This is a genomic window from Pantoea sp. BR_17 (assembly GCF_041955125.1).
Lineage (GTDB): Bacteria > Pseudomonadota > Gammaproteobacteria > Enterobacterales > Enterobacteriaceae > Pantoea > Pantoea stewartii.
This window is the reverse complement of the sequence record NZ_JAVAXT010000014.1, coordinates 80,060-96,004: the sequence shown is the minus strand read 5'-3', so window position 1 is coordinate 96,004 and position 15,945 is coordinate 80,060. Positions and strand designations below refer to the sequence as shown.

General features: G+C 51.2%; 16 protein-coding genes and 1 pseudogene. 5 read left to right on the top strand and 12 right to left on the bottom strand.

The window, feature by feature from the left end; translation table 11 throughout:
* Nucleotides 1-141 precede the first annotated feature (141 nt).
* Complete coding sequence (locus RAC60_RS19265) at nucleotides 142-558, top strand: hypothetical protein (protein ID WP_006121976.1); 417 nt, start codon at nucleotides 142-144, stop codon at nucleotides 556-558.
* Nucleotides 559-773: 215 nt separating this feature from the next.
* Here the strand turns inward: RAC60_RS19265 and RAC60_RS19260 are convergent, their stop codons facing one another.
* Together RAC60_RS19260 and RAC60_RS19255 are read right to left on the bottom strand one after the other, a co-directional pair.
* A complete protein-coding gene (locus RAC60_RS19260) occupies nucleotides 774-1,247 on the bottom strand; it encodes a nuclear transport factor 2 family protein (protein ID WP_033742417.1) in 474 nt (157 codons plus the stop codon).
* An 86-nt stretch (nucleotides 1,248-1,333) separates the two neighbouring features.
* The gene (locus tag RAC60_RS19255; RefSeq protein ID WP_058702527.1) at nucleotides 1,334-1,768 is read right to left on the bottom strand and encodes a 6,7-dimethyl-8-ribityllumazine synthase; all 435 of its coding nucleotides are present in this window, start codon (nucleotides 1,766-1,768) and stop codon (nucleotides 1,334-1,336) included.
* Between the two features lie 431 nt (nucleotides 1,769-2,199).
* On the opposite strand from RAC60_RS19255, the gene RAC60_RS19250 reads away from it, so the two are divergent.
* Nucleotides 2,200-2,907, top strand: coding sequence for a phage antirepressor KilAC domain-containing protein (locus RAC60_RS19250; RefSeq protein ID WP_006121973.1), 708 nt, complete (start codon nucleotides 2,200-2,202; stop codon nucleotides 2,905-2,907).
* A 58-nt stretch (nucleotides 2,908-2,965) separates the two neighbouring features.
* On the opposite strand, the gene RAC60_RS19245 is transcribed toward RAC60_RS19250, so the two are convergent.
* Nucleotides 2,966-3,763, bottom strand: a complete 798-nt coding sequence (locus RAC60_RS19245) for a MetQ/NlpA family ABC transporter substrate-binding protein (protein WP_058702528.1) — start codon at nucleotides 3,761-3,763, stop codon at nucleotides 2,966-2,968.
* A 239-nt stretch (nucleotides 3,764-4,002) separates the two neighbouring features.
* Here RAC60_RS19245 and RAC60_RS19240 point away from each other — a divergent pair.
* Nucleotides 4,003-4,404 (top strand): annotated as a pseudogene (locus tag RAC60_RS19240) (cupin domain-containing protein).
* A gap of 130 nt (nucleotides 4,405-4,534) precedes the next feature.
* Here RAC60_RS19240 and RAC60_RS19235 read toward each other — a convergent pair.
* The 6 genes from RAC60_RS19235 to RAC60_RS19210 all read right to left on the bottom strand — a co-directional run bounded on the left by RAC60_RS19235 (nucleotide 4,535) and on the right by RAC60_RS19210 (nucleotide 10,399).
* Nucleotides 4,535-5,215 carry an SDR family NAD(P)-dependent oxidoreductase gene (locus RAC60_RS19235; RefSeq protein WP_006121971.1) on the bottom strand — a complete coding sequence of 227 codons (681 nt, stop codon included), beginning with the start codon at nucleotides 5,213-5,215 and terminating at the stop codon, nucleotides 4,535-4,537.
* Nucleotide 5,216: 1 nt separating this feature from the next.
* Nucleotides 5,217-5,687 (bottom strand): YhcH/YjgK/YiaL family protein, encoded by a 471-nt coding sequence (locus tag RAC60_RS19230; RefSeq protein WP_058702529.1) that lies wholly within the window; start codon nucleotides 5,685-5,687, stop codon nucleotides 5,217-5,219.
* Nucleotides 5,688-5,691: 4 nt separating this feature from the next.
* Complete coding sequence (locus RAC60_RS19225) at nucleotides 5,692-6,849, bottom strand: exo-alpha-sialidase (protein ID WP_058702530.1); 1,158 nt, start codon at nucleotides 6,847-6,849, stop codon at nucleotides 5,692-5,694.
* A gap of 1 nt (nucleotide 6,850) precedes the next feature.
* A complete protein-coding gene (locus RAC60_RS19220; RefSeq protein WP_375094162.1) occupies nucleotides 6,851-8,272 on the bottom strand; it encodes a sodium:solute symporter family protein in 1,422 nt (473 codons plus the stop codon).
* Nucleotides 8,273-8,349: 77 nt separating this feature from the next.
* Nucleotides 8,350-9,231 (bottom strand): dihydrodipicolinate synthase family protein, encoded by an 882-nt coding sequence (locus RAC60_RS19215; RefSeq protein ID WP_033742431.1) that lies wholly within the window; start codon nucleotides 9,229-9,231, stop codon nucleotides 8,350-8,352.
* Between the two features lie 22 nt (nucleotides 9,232-9,253).
* On the bottom strand, nucleotides 9,254-10,399 hold the full coding sequence (locus tag RAC60_RS19210; RefSeq protein WP_375094161.1) for an iron-containing alcohol dehydrogenase: 1,146 nt from the start codon (nucleotides 10,397-10,399) through the stop codon (nucleotides 9,254-9,256).
* A gap of 503 nt (nucleotides 10,400-10,902) precedes the next feature.
* Here RAC60_RS19210 and RAC60_RS19205 point away from each other — a divergent pair.
* Both RAC60_RS19205 and RAC60_RS19200 read left to right on the top strand, forming a co-directional pair.
* Nucleotides 10,903-11,889 (top strand): D-threonate 4-phosphate dehydrogenase, encoded by a 987-nt coding sequence (locus RAC60_RS19205; RefSeq protein ID WP_058702533.1) that lies wholly within the window; start codon nucleotides 10,903-10,905, stop codon nucleotides 11,887-11,889.
* A gap of 851 nt (nucleotides 11,890-12,740) precedes the next feature.
* Complete coding sequence (locus RAC60_RS19200) at nucleotides 12,741-14,213, top strand: mannitol dehydrogenase family protein (RefSeq protein WP_262960128.1); 1,473 nt, start codon at nucleotides 12,741-12,743, stop codon at nucleotides 14,211-14,213.
* Nucleotides 14,214-14,251: 38 nt separating this feature from the next.
* Here the strand turns inward: RAC60_RS19200 and RAC60_RS19195 are convergent, their stop codons facing one another.
* The 3 genes from RAC60_RS19195 to mgtR form a co-directional block, all read right to left on the bottom strand.
* Nucleotides 14,252-15,286, bottom strand: coding sequence for an alpha/beta hydrolase (locus RAC60_RS19195; protein ID WP_058702535.1), 1,035 nt, complete (start codon nucleotides 15,284-15,286; stop codon nucleotides 14,252-14,254).
* Nucleotides 15,287-15,574: 288 nt separating this feature from the next.
* Nucleotides 15,575-15,661 (bottom strand): magnesium transporter protection protein MgtU, encoded by an 87-nt coding sequence (gene mgtU, locus RAC60_RS19190; RefSeq protein WP_353247409.1) that lies wholly within the window; start codon nucleotides 15,659-15,661, stop codon nucleotides 15,575-15,577.
* 9 nt (nucleotides 15,662-15,670) lie between these two features.
* Nucleotides 15,671-15,766 carry a protein MgtR gene (gene mgtR, locus RAC60_RS19185; RefSeq protein ID WP_110268492.1) on the bottom strand — a complete coding sequence of 32 codons (96 nt, stop codon included), beginning with the start codon at nucleotides 15,764-15,766 and terminating at the stop codon, nucleotides 15,671-15,673.
* Nucleotides 15,767-15,945 lie beyond the last annotated feature (179 nt).

Here is a 15,945-nt window from a genome sequence, read left to right as displayed (position 1 = left end):
CTGTTCAGCCAGGCCGTTTCTCGTTACCCTTCGCATTGCTTACTGACAAAATTCAGAGCATGCCGAGCGCCTGCGGGCTTCCATCATGCTCTGAAATCGCTAAAATAACGTGCTCATTTGTCAGGGAGTCACACAGCCACAATGCGTTATCGTTATCTGTTTGCCGCACTCGCGGTCGCCACTGCCTTGTCAGGCTGCGCCAAAAAGCAGCCTGCCGCCAATCCTGCTGACGCCTTTGCCGAAGGACAAACGCAGATTGATGTCTCTCATGTGATTACGCGTGCTGACGACGGTTCCCATATTTACCTGACCGTAGATGGTAAAGATGCTGGCGAATTGCCGAATGGCGAAAGTAAAGTCCTGCATGTCCCGGCGGGTAAACATGAAGTCGGCGGTTACGTCCGTACCTTATTTGGTCTGGGACGCGTAACCATTGATCCCCTTGAGGTGACAACGTCACCTAACGACGTGAAAAAAGTGGCCTACACGGTGACGCGCAATAAAGCGACCTTTGTTGAGCAACCTAAATCAAACGACGCCGCGCAGGAACAAGGTTAAGGCATCAGGCGGGAGGGTCAGTCCGATGTGACTGACCTGAATTGTCGGCGTGAACAGCCTTGCCGGAACTAAAATGCCCAGGTAGTGGAAAAGTCAGGGCTGCTGTTTACGGCCTGAAGGTGAACGGTTCAGACAATATGGTGCTGTTCTTTTCTGTTTCACCCGACGCGAGAAGGTGCGTCAGGTGGATCTCAGACATGTTTCACGGAAATTGCCTACAGGCCAAGATCACTGAGTGAAGGATGGTCGTCCGGTCGGCGGCCCTGAGGCCAGTGAAACAAACGCTGACTCTCGGCAATCGCCACATCGTTTATGCTGGCGTGGCGCCTGACCATGAAGCCATTCTCGTCAAATTCCCAGTTTTCATTGCCATAAGAACGAAACCAGTTTGCCGCGCTGTCATGCCATTCATAGGCAAACCGAACCGCAATGCGGTTTGAGTGAAAACTCCACAGCTCTTTTATCAGCCGATACTCGGCCTCTCGCTGCCATTTCTCGCGCAAAAACGCCACGATTTCGCTACGTCCGCTCAGGAAGATATCGCGATTTCGCCAGACGCTGTCAGGCGAGTAAGCCAGTGAAACGCGTTCGGGGTCGCGGCTGTTCCAGGCATCTTCGGCCAGACGCACTTTCGTTATGGCCTGTTGTACATCGGTAAACGGTGGTAAAGGCTGGCGTGGGGCTTCCATACTGTCTCCTGAAATAGCGGCACTCTGGATAAGCGCGCCGCCTGGCTGTGATAAACAGACTGTTAAACAGACAAAACCACGTGCGTTTACAGTGAAATGGCGTGAATTTGACGTACTGCGCGTGCCGCTTCTTTGCCTTTTTTCACAAAATGCTCGGTGTAGAAGCGAATGAATTCATCGGCAGGCTGAAAATTATGTGGTGTCAGTGAGACGGAAAACACGGGCACGTTGGTCGCCAGTTGTGCCTGCATGAGTCCGTTCACGACGGCCTGAGCGACAAAATCGTGGCGGTAAATGCCACCATCCACGACCAGAGCCGCACAGACAATTGCATCGAACTTACCGGTTTGTGCCAGGCGTTGTGCCAGTAACGGCATTTCGAAGGCGCCAGGCACATCCCAGGTTTTGATTTCACAGGGCGTGCTGCTGTTGTCCATTTCCTGCTGAAATCCAGCCAGGGTTTGAGAAACAATTTCGCTGTGCCAGCTTGCCTTGATAAAGGCGACTCTTAACGGTTGCATAACTTACTCCAGTCAACGTGACATCCGGTTCCTGAGAGATCGGCAGACGCGCTCATCTTCCCGAATGACTATAAATTCTCTGATGCGTACCATTGCCAGTCACACATCATAAAGACATCGATCCCGCTGCCGGACAGCAGTATCCGGCTGAATTCAGTGATGAATAGCGAACAGTATAAACCGATGTAAACCCCGTGCGCTTACCTTTCACTCGCTTTTGCGGTCTTCCGCGTGTGCCCCGGGTTCCCTGGCAAGGTGAAAAGCACAGGGCCATGCTTTGCGTGCCTCCGGTATCGCGATCGCTGTTCGATTGTGTAACGCATTCCATTTATGATGTTGCTTAAAAATAATACTGGATATTTAAACAGGTAATTGTATAATTATTCCACTGCCCGCTGGGTGTTGTCTGGAATGATTAGGGGGTAAAGCCCATGATGATGTCGACAGAAACTTTCAACGCAACGGATCATGCCATCACAATGAGTAGCCGGGAAATTGCTCAAATGACCGGAAATACACATGGTGAAGTTAAACGGTTAATCAAAAGCCTTGAAACGGCACAGCGCCTGTCCCAGCCACTTTTGGTCAATCTCTATGAACACCAGGGCGAAATGCGCCAGGAATATCACCTGAATAAGCGCGATTCACTTCTGGCGGTGGCCCGGCTTTCGCCTGGCTTTACCGCGGAAGCGCTTGATCGCTGGCAGGCGCGTGAAGAACGCGTTCATCTCCCTGATTTCACGAATCCCGCCGAGGCGGCCCGCGCCTGGGCGGAGCAGTTTGAACAGCGCCGTGCTGCAGAAAAGCAACTGGCCGAATCTGCGCCAAAAGCCGCCTTTTTCGACGATTTCGTGAATGTGGACACCGCGCTCGGTTTTCGTCAGCTGTGTAAAATGCTGAAAGTGAAAGAAACGGATTTTCGTCAGTTTCTGCTCGACCGCAATATCATGTACCGTGAAAAGGGCGCACTGACACCACAGCATTACCATCTGCAGGCGGGTTACTTTACCCTGCACGCAGGAACGGCAGAAAATCAGCATACTTTCTCACAGGCGCGGTTTACCACGAAAGGGGTCCGGTGGATTGCCAGCTTATGGGCCGGGCATCTGTCCGCACAAACCAAAGGCGCTGCCGCCTGACGGCACGTTATGCCTGGAACAGGCCGCCTGCTGCGCGGCTTGCCCCAGGCTATCTGATTTACCAACCTTTAATGGCATCGCCTTTATAAACGTCTTCTGCTTTTGCTGCGACCTCAGGAGACTGAAATGCAGCTTTCAGCTTTTGAATCTTATCGCTGTCTTTATTGTCCTGACGTGAAACCAGGGCGTTAACGTACGGCGAAGAGGCGCTTTCCATAAACAAACCATCGCGATGAGCAGATAACCCCGCCTGCGCAGAGAAGTTGGTATTAATAATGGAAAGGGTGACGTTTGGGTCGTCCAGCGTGCGGGTAAGCTGTGGTGTATCCACTTCGACCAGCTTCAGATGTTTGGGATTATCGGTAATATCCAGCGATGTTGGTAAATAACCCACACCGTCTTTTAGCTTAATCAGCCCCTGAGCCTGTAATAGCAGCAGGCTGCGTCCAAGCGTGGTGGCTTCATTTGATATCGTAATGGTATCGCCATCCTTCAGCTCACTGATATTTTTAATTTTGTGCGAATAGGCAGCGATAGGGAAAACAAACGTTTTGCCCACAACGGCAAATTTATAGCCGCGCTCCTTTGACTGCTCTTCAAGGTAAGGCAGGCTTTGAAAGGCGTTCGCATCCACTTCTTTATTATTCAGTGCTTCATTGGGCAAAATATAATCATTGAAGTTCAGCACTTCAACATCCAGCTGATACTTATCTTTGGCTACTTTCTGTACTTCTTTCCAGATAGCTTCATCAGGACCCGTATTAATAGCCACTTTCACTTTATGATCGTTATCAGGCGAGCAGGCGGACAATAATAATACGGAACTGGCGATTAGCGCCGTCAATAAACCTTTCATATGTAGGGATTCCCATCAGTATTTGATGCCGAAAGCCTAATACAAATTCACGGTATTGCGTACTTACGCGTCGCTATAAGATATAACCATCATGCTCTGATTGGGATAAAAAAACATCAGCGCTGTTATCGCTGTCTCTGCCGCCTTTCAATTGCTGATATTAAGTGTGCTGGCGGATTATCAGCTATTTTTAAACGAGTCACTCAGCCCGGCCCGGGGCGTCATTAACAGGAGAAACGATGTCAGGTGAAAACAGCGATAACGCATCAGCATCAGAAATTAAGGCGGTAACGCTGCTCAAAAGTTGCCAGGCATAGAATGGCCAACATATTGACGCTTATCCGCAGGGACAACCCGAACTGACAGTCATACGCTTAACCCTTCCGGCGCAAACCGCCTTGCCCTGGCATACTCATCCGATGCCCAATGCAGCATTTGTCCTTTCAGGGACGTTAGTGGTGGAGGATAAAGAAACGGGTGAGCAGCAAACTTTTCAGGCTGGTGAAGCGTTGAATGAAACCATCAACAGTGCGCATCGTGGTTTTACGCTGGAAAGTCCTGCTGAGCTGATTATCACGTACGCGGGTGTGAAAGGGCAGGAACTGACCGAACCGCTACCCGGCGAGCCGGAAGAGTTTTAGATCGCTATGCGGGCAAAGCCCGTGACGTAATGTGAATAAAAAAGGGGAAGGGCTCACGTCATTTCACCGGAATAAGCGCGACAGCCGTGGTTAAACCAGCCGGTAAACGCGGGTTTAACCACGCGGCGAATCAGGCTTTAAGTGAAGCGCCTCCACATATCACCAGCTCCTGACCTGTGATGGGAGCAGCGCGTTCACTGAGTAAATAACTCACCAGTGAAGCCACTTCTTCTGGCTGAATCAGGCGTCCCATTGGCGGCAGGATGGGGGCGGATGAGGCCCGTTCAGGTTTGGTCAGCATCGGCGTTTCGGTTGCGCCGGGAGCGACAACATTCACCGTAATCTGCCGAGGAGCCAGTTCCATTCCCCATGAGCGGACCATGCCAACCAGCGCCGCTTTGGTTGCCGCATACTGCGAGCGATTGGCGGCACCGCGCGAGGTACGACTGCCGATAACGACGATCCTGCTGCCTGGCTTAAGCGTTGGCGCAAAGTGATTGATCAGCACTTCGGCTGCGTGAACGTGCAACGACCACAAGCGTTTGCTGGCCGCTCCGTCCAGTTCGCCCAGCGGGGCGGCGACGATCATTCCTGCGGCGTGAATCAGCGCATCCGGCGTTTCAAGCCCGCTGATTGCCGACCTGAGTTGATCGGCATCAGTGAGATCAACGGCGATGCCGTTGAGGTTGGGTAAGGCTGCCTCGCCCTGCGTCCGGCTCAGCCCCGTAACTTTCCAGCCCTTTTGCAATAAATCCTGAGTAATCGCTTTGCCGATGCCAGAACTGTAGCCTGTAACGATAGCGTGACGCATCTCAACCTCCTGACATCGATTTCGGTACCTTAAAGACGGCTTTACGAACGGCTACTGGCGCGCCTGCGGCACACAGGGCCTGATGAGGTTCACCGGGCAAAAAGACCGCAAAGTCTCCCTTACGCAAAGTGATGCTAACCGGTAATGGTTCTGGCTGCGCGATATACAAATCGGGTTTGCGCTCTTCATCTCCGGCCCTGGCAATGGACTGGGCGCCAGCATAAATGACCTCTTCACCCTCCAGCATCACCTGAATGTCAGTCCAAAGATGGTGGTATTCCGTATGACGCAGCGTGGCGTCCTGGGTGGTGGCCTGTTGGATCGTGCAAAACCACGCTGCATTTTCCGGCTGCCATCTACCGATATCCCTTGCGGCCAGTGCTTCAAGAGAACAGTCGGGTAACCGGAGCAGAGCCAGTAAGGATTCGGGTAACCCTGCCAGCGGCAGGGCGTTCAGATTGCCGATAATCATCTGCTTACTCCTTCACCCAGTCGGGTGTGACGCGCGCATATTTAATCGCCTGGCGGAAATAGGTATACGCGATATGTAAGGTACCCTGTGCATCCTGTTTAATGCTCGGGTAGGAAAACTCACGGTTCAGTTTTTCCTGAGAATTGTTTGTCATACAGTAACCGTCACCTTCATCCAGGTTTTTCTGCCACGGCCAGGTTTTGCCGCCATCGGCGGAAATTGCGACAGTCATTGGGGCGCGTGGCGCCCCCCAGAAAGCGCTTCGTCCGGTTGCTTCTGGCTCCTTTCTGCCGTCACCGTCATCGATCTCATCATAGAGTGACGCGCGACGTTCCGTTGCCCCGGCTGCGCTCATGCTATTAAACACCAGCGCCAGTTCGCCACTTTGCAGCGTCGTCACCTGAATTGACGAATTGTTGTTAGGTAACACCGTGGCTTCAGGCGCTGTCCAGCTCTCACCACCATCGGTGGATCGGCTGAGATAGATATTGTCTGCCCAACGGCTGCGGTAAAGGGCAACCAGCGAACCATCCTGCAGGGCAGTGATATTCATATGCACGCACCCCAGGCTTTCCGGCACAACCACATCCCGCCAGCTTTTACCCTGGTCGGATGAAATCTTCACCGCACTGATATCGTCGTTACCCACCCACTTTTCACCCGGCTGTGTGCGGCAGTAAAACACCGGGAGTAACCAGTTGCCGTTTTCCAGCACGGTGATGGGCTGACGGATAAAGGTGCCAGGTTTATCCAGTAACGTGTCAATGGGCCCCCAGGTTTTACCCAGATCGCCAGACTGGCGGTAGCGGACAATCGCCGTATCCTGATTACCGGACAGCTGTGCGGTCCACAATAGCCACAGCACGTTATCGGGCGCGAGGAACAGAACGGGATTCTGCTCAGAACGGGTTGGATCGTCGGACAGTTTTACCGCCTCACTCCAGATATGGCTGCCTGCAGGTAAGCGCGAGCACCAGACAGAGATATCGGCTATGCCTTCCTGTGTGCCGCCAAACCAGACGCAGAGCAGGGAACCATCGTGCAGCGGTAAAATATTGGCGGCGTGGTTCTGTGGGCATGACGAAGGCAGCATTGCGGTAAGTACGCGGTCATCTTTTTCCCATGGCGTCAGGATGCCATCGCGCGTTACGGTTACAATCATTTTATTCTCCTTTTCCTGCGGCAGCTCTGGCGTGTTCAGCCGCTGCGGTTCTGGCTTTGCTGGGGATCATATGGTCAATCGCCATGATCAATGCGGGCGTCAGTAGCGCGATATACATGTTATTAATACCGAACGGATCGCCTGCCAGATACCAGACTGAGGTCACGATACACGCACCAATCAGGCCGGCATTGGCACCGCGAGTACTTCTGTAGAACGGGGCATAGAAGGCAATGACCGCGACAACGGTAATAGACAGGCGAATCGCTCGGGTAAAAAAGGACAGTTTCAGAACTTCAGGGACAAACAGGACAAAGATCAGCGGCAGAAAGCCAATCAGCAGCGACAACCAGCGCGTGGTTTTAAATTCCTGCTCTGTCGTGGGTTTGAAATAAGGCACATAGAAATCCTTCACCACCAGCGACGCGATAGCCAGGGCAACGGTACTGACGCTGACAAATATAGAGGCAACCAGTGAGGTCGTTACCAGACCAGCCAGCCAGGGATTCATATCCTGCAGAAACACCGGCAATGCATACAGGCTGTCGATATTGGGGTGGAGATATTTGGCTGCCACACCGATAACGGCAATCGCCAACGCAATCGGCATACAGAACAGAAAGGCAATCCAGGTCGAGCGCTGCGCCGACTTCACACTTCTGGTCGACGAGATAGCCTGAATGACAAACTGGGTGCAGAAGATCGAGCCAATCGTCCCGATAAGCCAGGCGACAATGGTTGACGCGCCGATATTACCGTCCCAGGTCCAGTAATAAGCGGGCATTTCATTGATCATAGGCTTGAGGCCACCCGTTTGTGACAATGCAAACCAAAGAATAGCCAGGATACCAAAATATTTCAGCGCGCTGTGTAGCATGGTGACCCAGGCGATTCCTTTTAAACCGCCGAAGGCAAAATAGAACGTACTGACTACAGCCGTAATAAAAGCGGCAACCGGCAATGTCACGTGTAATACAGTGGCGATTGCCGCCGCACCACTGACATAATTTCCCACATTGACCAAAAGCAGGGCATAAATCATGATCAGTGAAATAATATTTTTGGTGCTGTTACCGTACTTTTCAGCAATCGCACCCGAGATGGTAATTTTACCCGTATTATAAATGCGTTTTACCAGAATCATGCCAAAAAGGGGAAAGCCAATAGCGGCGCCAATGACTGACCAGGACGCGGCAATCCCACCTTCAAAGGCGGCCTGAGCCGTGCCGATAGTCGATTTTGCACCGATATATTCTGACATCAGCAGAATGCCTACAATAAAGGCTGGCATGGCTCTTGAGCCTTCCATAAAATCGCCCGCGTTTTTACTACGTAAGCGGAATGTCAGCCAGGTGGTAAAAAGAATATATGCCAATACAATGCCGATAATTATCAGGGTGTCCTGAGCGTTGAATGTTTTCATTATAGCCTCAGATAGAGCAAGATAAATTCGGGGAGCGCTTTATGCTCCCGGTATTTAAAATTTATAAATTCTTATTATCATTTCAGGTACAGGTTAATGATTCTGCGAATTTCCTCTTTCTGCGCAGCGTCAAAATGAATGGCATAACGGCTCTCGCCCACGTTATGGCCTAAAATTTGTAGCGCTTTTTTTACTGCTGCAGGTGAAAAGGCGACCTTATAAAGATCGGTGCGTAACCCTGTGACCTGTTCCTGCGCCTGACGTGATCCGTCAATATCGCCGGCATGAAAGCGTGACCAGATCGCATTTATCTGGTGCGGTGCAACGTTAGCCAGACCTGATATACAGGCAGAGCACCCTTCAACAAAGCCTTGATGGATAAGTGAATCGGGGCCGTTAAGCACGTCAAAGTTATCGCATTCTTTTACCGCGTCCAGATAGTCGCGCAGGCTTTCATAACTTCCGGCACTGTCTTTTACACCAATGATATTGGGATGGGCAGCAAGGGTGCGGGCGGTTTCTGGTTCAATCGTATTGCCTGTTCTGGCCGGAATGTTGTACAGAAAAACCGGTACGGAAAGGCCATCCGCAACTGCCGTGTAATGGTTAATCAGTTCGCGTTGATTTAACGGCACAAAATAGGGCGTGATTACTGAAACCGCATCCACGCCCAGCTTTTCAATTTGTTTACCCAGGCGAAGGGTGTCCCGGGTCGAGATCTCACCAATATGGGCAACAACCTTTGCCCGCCCCGACACTTCGTTAACACAGGTTTCTGTAACAGTAAGCTTTTCTTTTTCGTTGAGAACAAAGAATTCACCATTTGTGCCGCCGCAAAAAATACCGTTACCGGCATTGAGTTGTCGGGTAACCTGGCGTTTCAGTTCATCAAGATAAAGATCACCTTCCTGAGTAAAAGGCGTCACAATCGCTGTAAGTACACCTTCTATTTTTTTCATCTTTATCCACTCCTTTCGGCGGTTAAATTTTAGGGAACAGGGTCCGGTAAATATCAGCCACATCCTGATGACTTACAGCGCAGGGTGAATTGTTCATTAAACGCTTCACATTGAGTGCAGACTCGCTCAGCGCATCAATATCACCTGACGGCACGCCTAATGTTTCCAGGTTATCCGGCAGATTGAGCCGTTTAACTAATTTGGCGAGATAGTCGACCAGCGCGTGCGATTTTTCTTCCGGGGTCAATGTGATATCGGCGCCCGGAATCAGGTCCCAGACAGTGGCAAATTTGTCGATGGCAAACGGGCGCACCACTTTCATACAGGGTGCCAGCAGAATGGCATTGGCGACGCCGTGAGGCAGGTGATAAGTGCCTCCCAGAGGATACGAAAGCGCATGAACAAGATGGGTGCCGGCGTGCGCGATTGCCGCGCCGCCATAATAAGAAGCCCATAGCATTTCCAGCTTCGCGTTCAGGTTATGCGGTTCAGTGACGGATGTTTCTAGATTCCGGAACAGCTTATGCAGGCCCATCAGCGCAACGTTGTCACCCACAGGGTTCGAAATGGTGGCGGTATAACATTCCAGTAAATGGCACAGTGCATCAATGCCCGTTGATGAGGCGATATGCGCAGGCATGCTGGTGGTCAGTTCTGGAATTAATGCGACATAATCCGGCAGCATCACAGGGGAAATGATGCCTGATTTAGTGTTTTTTTCAGGGATAGCCAGAATAGCATTGGGCGTTGCTTCCGAACCCGTTCCCGCCGTCGAGGGAATAAGCAGTGAGGGTAAACGGGCTGTAATTTTCCCGCCATCAAGCAGCGCCTTAAGGGAGGGTGACGCAACGTGACATAACATAGAAAGCAGCTTCGCCACATCCAGTACGCTTCCACCGCCAATGCCCACCACTAAATCAAACGTTTTACCTGCTGTACGCGACAGCACTGCTTCAACATCGGTATGCGTGGGTTCTGCCGGAACATCATCGATCAGTTTAACGTGACGGCCATCCTGACTGAGCAATGTCATGATTTGCGTGGTCGCGGGCAAATTTACAATGTTCTTGTCTGTTAAAACCAGCAGGTGTTGTTTGTCCGCGACGACCGGCGTCAGTGCCTTTATCGCGTCGGAACCGCTCAATATTGTGCTGTTAATTAATGCCACGTCTGTCTCCCCATAAATGACTGAAATTCTTCATTCCGCTTAACTTCGCTCACTCACTGGCTAAATTTATAAATAAAATGGCGCTTTATTAAATTGATCTTGCTCACATATAATCTAATGTGATTGAATATAATCATTCAGGTGAGGGGTAAAAACTGATGAGGTGCGTTGTGGCTCTGATCTTCAGGCGCTTTTGACGACATGGGGCGACAAAACAAGAGGGCCATATCTCTGACCGTTGACCGGATGAGTGAAAACGCTCAACGACGGCAATGCGGGTTTGCACGCTGGGCTGATTTTAGCGACAAGGCGTCAGGGATGGCTAAATGGGCTGCTGCAACCGTCTCGGCCCGGACGCAACGCGGCACAGAAGGGCGGCGGAATATGTTCCTGGTGGGCATGCATCCGGTTGTGACTGACGTCAGGCGGGATTAACGAAAGCCGGTGTTTGGGTAATGAATCTCCCCCTTTAAAAATTTTGAGCGTCGTTGAGGAGAAAATAAGTGACGAATGTTGTGGCGATTACGATGGGCGACCCGGCTGGGATCGGTCCTGAAATTATTATTAAGGCCTTAACCGAGGGCGCGTTAGCGGGTTCGCCCGTTGTGGTTATCGGTTGTGTACAAACGTTCCGCCGCATACTGGCAATGAACATAACGCCGCAGGCGGAATTAAACGTCATTAATAACGTGTCCGAAGCCACCTTTATGCCGGGCGTTATTCATATTATCGATGAGAAAGTGGTACATCCTGAGGCACTACAGTGTGGGGTTGTGCAGCCTGAAGCGGGCGATGTGGCTTATCGATGCATCAAACGTGCAACAGAAATGGCGATGCGCGGTGACGTGAAAGCGATTGCGACGGCTCCGCTGAATAAAGAAGCGCTGCATATGGCCGGCCATCATTATCCAGGCCATACGGAATTACTGGCAAAATTAACTGACACCAAAGATTATTCGATGGTGCTCTACACCGATAAACTCAAAGTGATCCACGTCAGCACGCATATTTCTCTGCGGACATTCCTGGATACGCTCAGCCAGGCGCGCGTTGAAACGGTAATCAGAATTGCCGATACGTTTTTGCGCCGGGTCGGTTATAGCCAGCCGCGTATTGCGGTTGCGGGCGTTAACCCACACGCGGGTGAAAATGGGTTGTTCGGAGATGAGGAAATTCGCGTGCTGACACCGGCGATTGACGCGATGAAGGCGCAGGGCATAAACGTCTATGGCCCGTGCCCGCCGGACACCGTATTTATGCAATGCAATGAGGGCATGTATGACATCGTTGTGGCTATGTATCATGATCAAGGCCATATTCCGCTCAAGTTGTTGGGCTTCTACGACGGCGTAAATATTACCGCAGGCTTACCGTTCCTGCGCACCTCAGCCGATCATGGCACGGCCTTTAACATTGCCTGGACCGGTAAAGCGAATCCCGAAAGTATGGCTATCTCGATTGATATGGCGCTGCAAATTACGCAAGCATAGCGTTGTGCGGGAAGGGAGGCTCAGGGTGACATGATTGCGTTGCCCTGCATACGGCTTCTGGGCGGTTGTGCAAACCTTCGCGATAAAACGGGCACCTGAACCGATATAACCTTAATACAGCGACGCGTCGGGAAACGGGTGTCTGTCATCGCATGCGGGTGCAATATCAATACAGCACCGTATCGGACTGGTTTAAATGCTCCGGCTCCACAGAGGCATAACTGACAGCCTTACCACGTACACGTCGAATGACGCCAGATGGGGGAATAAAAAGCGTTCAGCGTTAATGTCCCGTCAGTCAAATACGGCGTTGAGTTTCTGCCTGATTTCCGTTTTGTCCGTAGCGAAATAACTCATCCTCAAACCCGAGTGCTCTTAAACCCATTGGTGCGATTAAGTCTTTTTATACATGACGCCTGATGAGGTCGGCCCTTTTTAAAAGCATTCTTTCGGATTTTTTTAAATTTTGGTTATTCACCCGCATCGCAAAACAGCGTGCTAATATGCATCAGCCTGTTTGAAGGTTAATTCTTCTGTAGTGCCAGTAATATTTATAGTTATAAAGAAGTTATGATTTTTATTTTCTTTGTTAATTAATACAATTTTGCCAAAAGACATAATTGCCATTCATCACATTTTTTAATTATAACTGGTATGGTAGTGGAACAATTCTGCCGCTGACGATAGGCTTCCCGCACCAATTCTGTTTTAAAAACTTTCCTTTTGCCGTGGTGTTCTCAGGCGCTTGATCCAAACGGCGCCGCACAGGAAAACATCAAGGCGATCTCCAGGTGCTGCCGTTATTTAACGTCAGTGTCCACGCAGCTAATAAAAAATAAGGTGAGAAAGAAATGCAAACTACCCTACTGAATGCGAAGGCGACGGTTCCAAAATGGAACAGGAATAAGCTCGTCCCGCGTATTGTCCATCTTGGATTCGGTGCTTTTCATCGGGCTCATCAGGCGGTCTATGCCGATATTCTTGCAGCAGAACATAACAGCGACTGGGGCTACGTCGAAGTTAATCTCATCGGCGGGGAACAACAGATTGCCGATCTGAAACGTCAGGGATTATTGTACAGCGTGGCAGAAATGTCGGCTCATGGCTGGGAAGGGCGCGTGATTGGTGTGGTCAAGCAGGCGCTTCACGCTCAGGTCGATGGAACCGAAGCCGTACTTCACGCCCTGTGTCAGCCCGAAATTGCCATCGTTTCCTTAACGATTACCGAGAAAGGCTATTGTCATTCACCGGCAACGGGCGAGCTGATGCGCGACCATCCTCAGATTGTCGCTGATCTGGCTCAGCCTCACCAGCCGCTTTCTGCGCCAGGGATCATCGTTGAAGCACTGGCGCGTCGCAAGGCTGCTGGTCTGCCTGCGTTTACTGTGCTGTCCTGCGACAATATTCCAGAAAACGGAAAAGTGATCGGTCAGGTCGTGCGTGCTTTTGCCCGACAACGTGACAACGACCTGGCAGACTGGATTGAACAGCAGGTGACGTTCCCTTCAACCATGGTGGACCGTATCGTACCGGCGATGAATCCGCAGAGTCTTGACGCGATCGCGGCGCTTATTCAGGTGGCCGATCCCGTCGCGGTAGCCTGTGAGCCCTTTCGCCAGTGGGTTATTGAGGATAATTTCGTCGCAGGGCGGCCGGCATGGGAAAAAGCCGGTGCAGAGTTAGTCAAAGACGTGCTGCCTTACGAAGAGATGAAACTGCGTATGTTGAACGGCAGCCATTCATTTCTGGCTTACCTGGGCAACCTTGCGGGTTATGAGCATATTTATGACTGTATGCAGGACCCGAACTTTCGCCTTGCGGCACGACGCTTAATGTTGACAGAACAGGCACCGACGCTAACCGTTAAGAACGTTGATTTGATCGATTATGCCGATCGGCTGATTGCACGCTATGAAAATCCCGCGCTACAGCATCGTACCTGGCAAATTGCGATGGATGGCAGCCAGAAGTTACCGCAACGTTGGTTACATTCCGTTTGCTGGCACCTCAAGCGCGGCAGCCGTTTTGATCTGCTTGCATTAGGTATTGCCGCATGGATGCGCTATGTCAGCGGTAAGGATGACCAGGGAAAAGAGATTGAGATCTGCGATCCTTTATTGGCGTCTATACGAACCGCCGTTGACGGCAGCGTAGAAGGGGAGGCGAGGGTAAAAGCGCTGTTAGGACTGGAAGCTATATTCGGCCACACGCTGCCCGATAATCCCTGTTTTGTGCAGCAGGTGGTTAAGTCCTATCTCCATCTACTGGACAAAGGGGCAAAACAGACTGTCGCTGACCTGATGGCTGACGTGTCAGCAGACTGATGACCAGGCAAACCACATAAAGTGGTTTGCCTGGTGCATTACAAATTGTCGTTTAAATTGGCTGTGCTCTTGCTGCCTGTTCGTGTATCAGGGTGCAGCACCTCTGAAAACCAGTTCACAACCAGGCGGATGACGTCAGGTTGATACCAGACCTCATCACCATGTTCTGCACCTTTCACCACGACGTACTCAACCTTATCACCTGCCTTTTTCAGCGCATCAAAGAGTTGCGCACTTTGATGCGGTGAAACGAGTGAATCTTTGTCACCGTGCATAATCAGGAAAGGCGGTTTGGGGTTCGCAAGATGGCCCATGGGACTTGCCTGACGGGCTTTATCGGGATCATCCATGACAGACGCGCCTGCAAAATCGTGGAAGGCCGGTCCATGAATCAAAAGGGCTTCAGTGACGGCCGGTGAGGCATGGACCTGTTGATTCTCTTCAGAGAAGCCTTCACCAATATTGCGTAAATCTGAAATACCGTAAATCGTGGCGGCGGCCTGGACGTCAGATGATGTTTCTGTAAAATCACCCTGTTCGAAAGCGGTCTGACCATTTGTCATGCCCAGCATTTGTGCCAGCCAGCCTCCTGCCGAATCGCCTAAAACACCAATACGATGAGGATCGATACCGTACGTTTCTGCATGCTGTCTCAGATAGCGTACGGCCGCTTTCCCGTCAACAACCGGCGCAGGGAAGGTATCCGGTACAACACGATATTCAGCTGCGGCCACAACAAAGCCCGCCTCTGCCAGCGCCATGCGCATCTGAATAAATTTCTCGTGGTCGGCACTGGTAAACCCCCCGCCCGGAAAGTAAACAATTGCGGGTTTGACTGCATCGGTGCGGGGCACCAGTAATGACATGTGAAGCGGTCTGACCGATCGTAGCGTTGTAATCTGCGAATAAACCACGCCAGTGATCGCATCAATCTGGTTGCGCACAGGGTGGACTTCAATCACCTTTGCGCCTTCACGGTATCCGGTCAGTTCAGTATTTTTCGTTGCCATCGCGTTACTCATCGTCATGATTACGGCCAGTCCCCCAATAAAAAAAGTGTGGCATACATTCATAATTATTCCCTGAGACGTTGAAAGAAAGTATGAATTGTTAAGGGTTTTTAAAAGGTTGCAGGGGCGTTCAGCCTTTGCCAGCAGACGGTAGCGCATAAGGCATAGCGCGGTGTTGAGCAAGATTATGAAAGCGAAGGTTTTATGGGGGTTGGTTACGTGTGTTCCGCGAAAGTGGATGTTTGACCAGAAAATTTAATGGGTTCTCAGGCACCGTCGTGGGCATTACGCTGCGCCCACCGGGTCCGGTATCTGACGGACCAGACGCAGGTAATGTCTGGTCCTGAGTGGTTAACGAATCACGATCGTCAGCAGGATGAGGATGGCCGCTATGGCAACAACCTGAATAAAAATCTGGTTAAGCGTGAACTTGCGCATTGCCTTCCCTCACTGCGTCAGTATTTGCCAAATACCTGCCGACATCACGATAAAGCCGACAAAAAGAAAGATCAGGGTTATCGCGGTTTCGGATGAACGATTCATAGTATTCCTCCCTGGTTAATGATGAGCGCCTGACCCTACTGTGCAGAAAGCAACAAATCGGGGCAGGACAGGTCTGTTTCATGGCTTCAGACAGAGCAGGGGCTCACCGGTTTCCGGTAAAGGCGTAAAGCCGCCTCACTCAAAAAGGGGTTAGCGCGTCACAGGAACAGCGTGAGGTC

Bases quoted from the DNA above. Each gene is read 5' to 3' on its own strand.
- RAC60_RS19265 (WP_006121976.1), top strand. From the start codon at position 142: ATGCGTTATCGTTATCTGTTTGCCGCACTCGCGGTCGCCACTGCCTTG.
- RAC60_RS19260 (WP_033742417.1), bottom strand. From the start codon at position 1,247: ATGGAAGCCCCACGCCAGCCTTTACCACCGTTTACCGATGTACAACAG.
- RAC60_RS19255 (WP_058702527.1), bottom strand. From the start codon at position 1,768: ATGCAACCGTTAAGAGTCGCCTTTATCAAGGCAAGCTGGCACAGCGAA.
- RAC60_RS19250 (WP_006121973.1), top strand. From the start codon at position 2,200: ATGATGATGTCGACAGAAACTTTCAACGCAACGGATCATGCCATCACA.
- RAC60_RS19245 (WP_058702528.1), bottom strand. From the start codon at position 3,763: ATGAAAGGTTTATTGACGGCGCTAATCGCCAGTTCCGTATTATTATTG.
- RAC60_RS19235 (WP_006121971.1), bottom strand. From the start codon at position 5,215: ATGCGTCACGCTATCGTTACAGGCTACAGTTCTGGCATCGGCAAAGCG.
- RAC60_RS19230 (WP_058702529.1), bottom strand. From the start codon at position 5,687: ATGATTATCGGCAATCTGAACGCCCTGCCGCTGGCAGGGTTACCCGAA.
- RAC60_RS19225 (WP_058702530.1), bottom strand. From the start codon at position 6,849: ATGATTGTAACCGTAACGCGCGATGGCATCCTGACGCCATGGGAAAAA.
- RAC60_RS19220 (WP_375094162.1), bottom strand. From the start codon at position 8,272: ATGAAAACATTCAACGCTCAGGACACCCTGATAATTATCGGCATTGTA.
- RAC60_RS19215 (WP_033742431.1), bottom strand. From the start codon at position 9,231: ATGAAAAAAATAGAAGGTGTACTTACAGCGATTGTGACGCCTTTTACT.
- RAC60_RS19200 (WP_262960128.1), top strand. From the start codon at position 12,741: ATGCAAACTACCCTACTGAATGCGAAGGCGACGGTTCCAAAATGGAAC.
- RAC60_RS19195 (WP_058702535.1), bottom strand. From the start codon at position 15,286: ATGAATGTATGCCACACTTTTTTTATTGGGGGACTGGCCGTAATCATG.
- mgtU (WP_353247409.1), bottom strand. From the start codon at position 15,661: ATGCGCAAGTTCACGCTTAACCAGATTTTTATTCAGGTTGTTGCCATA.
- mgtR (WP_110268492.1), bottom strand. From the start codon at position 15,766: ATGAATCGTTCATCCGAAACCGCGATAACCCTGATCTTTCTTTTTGTC.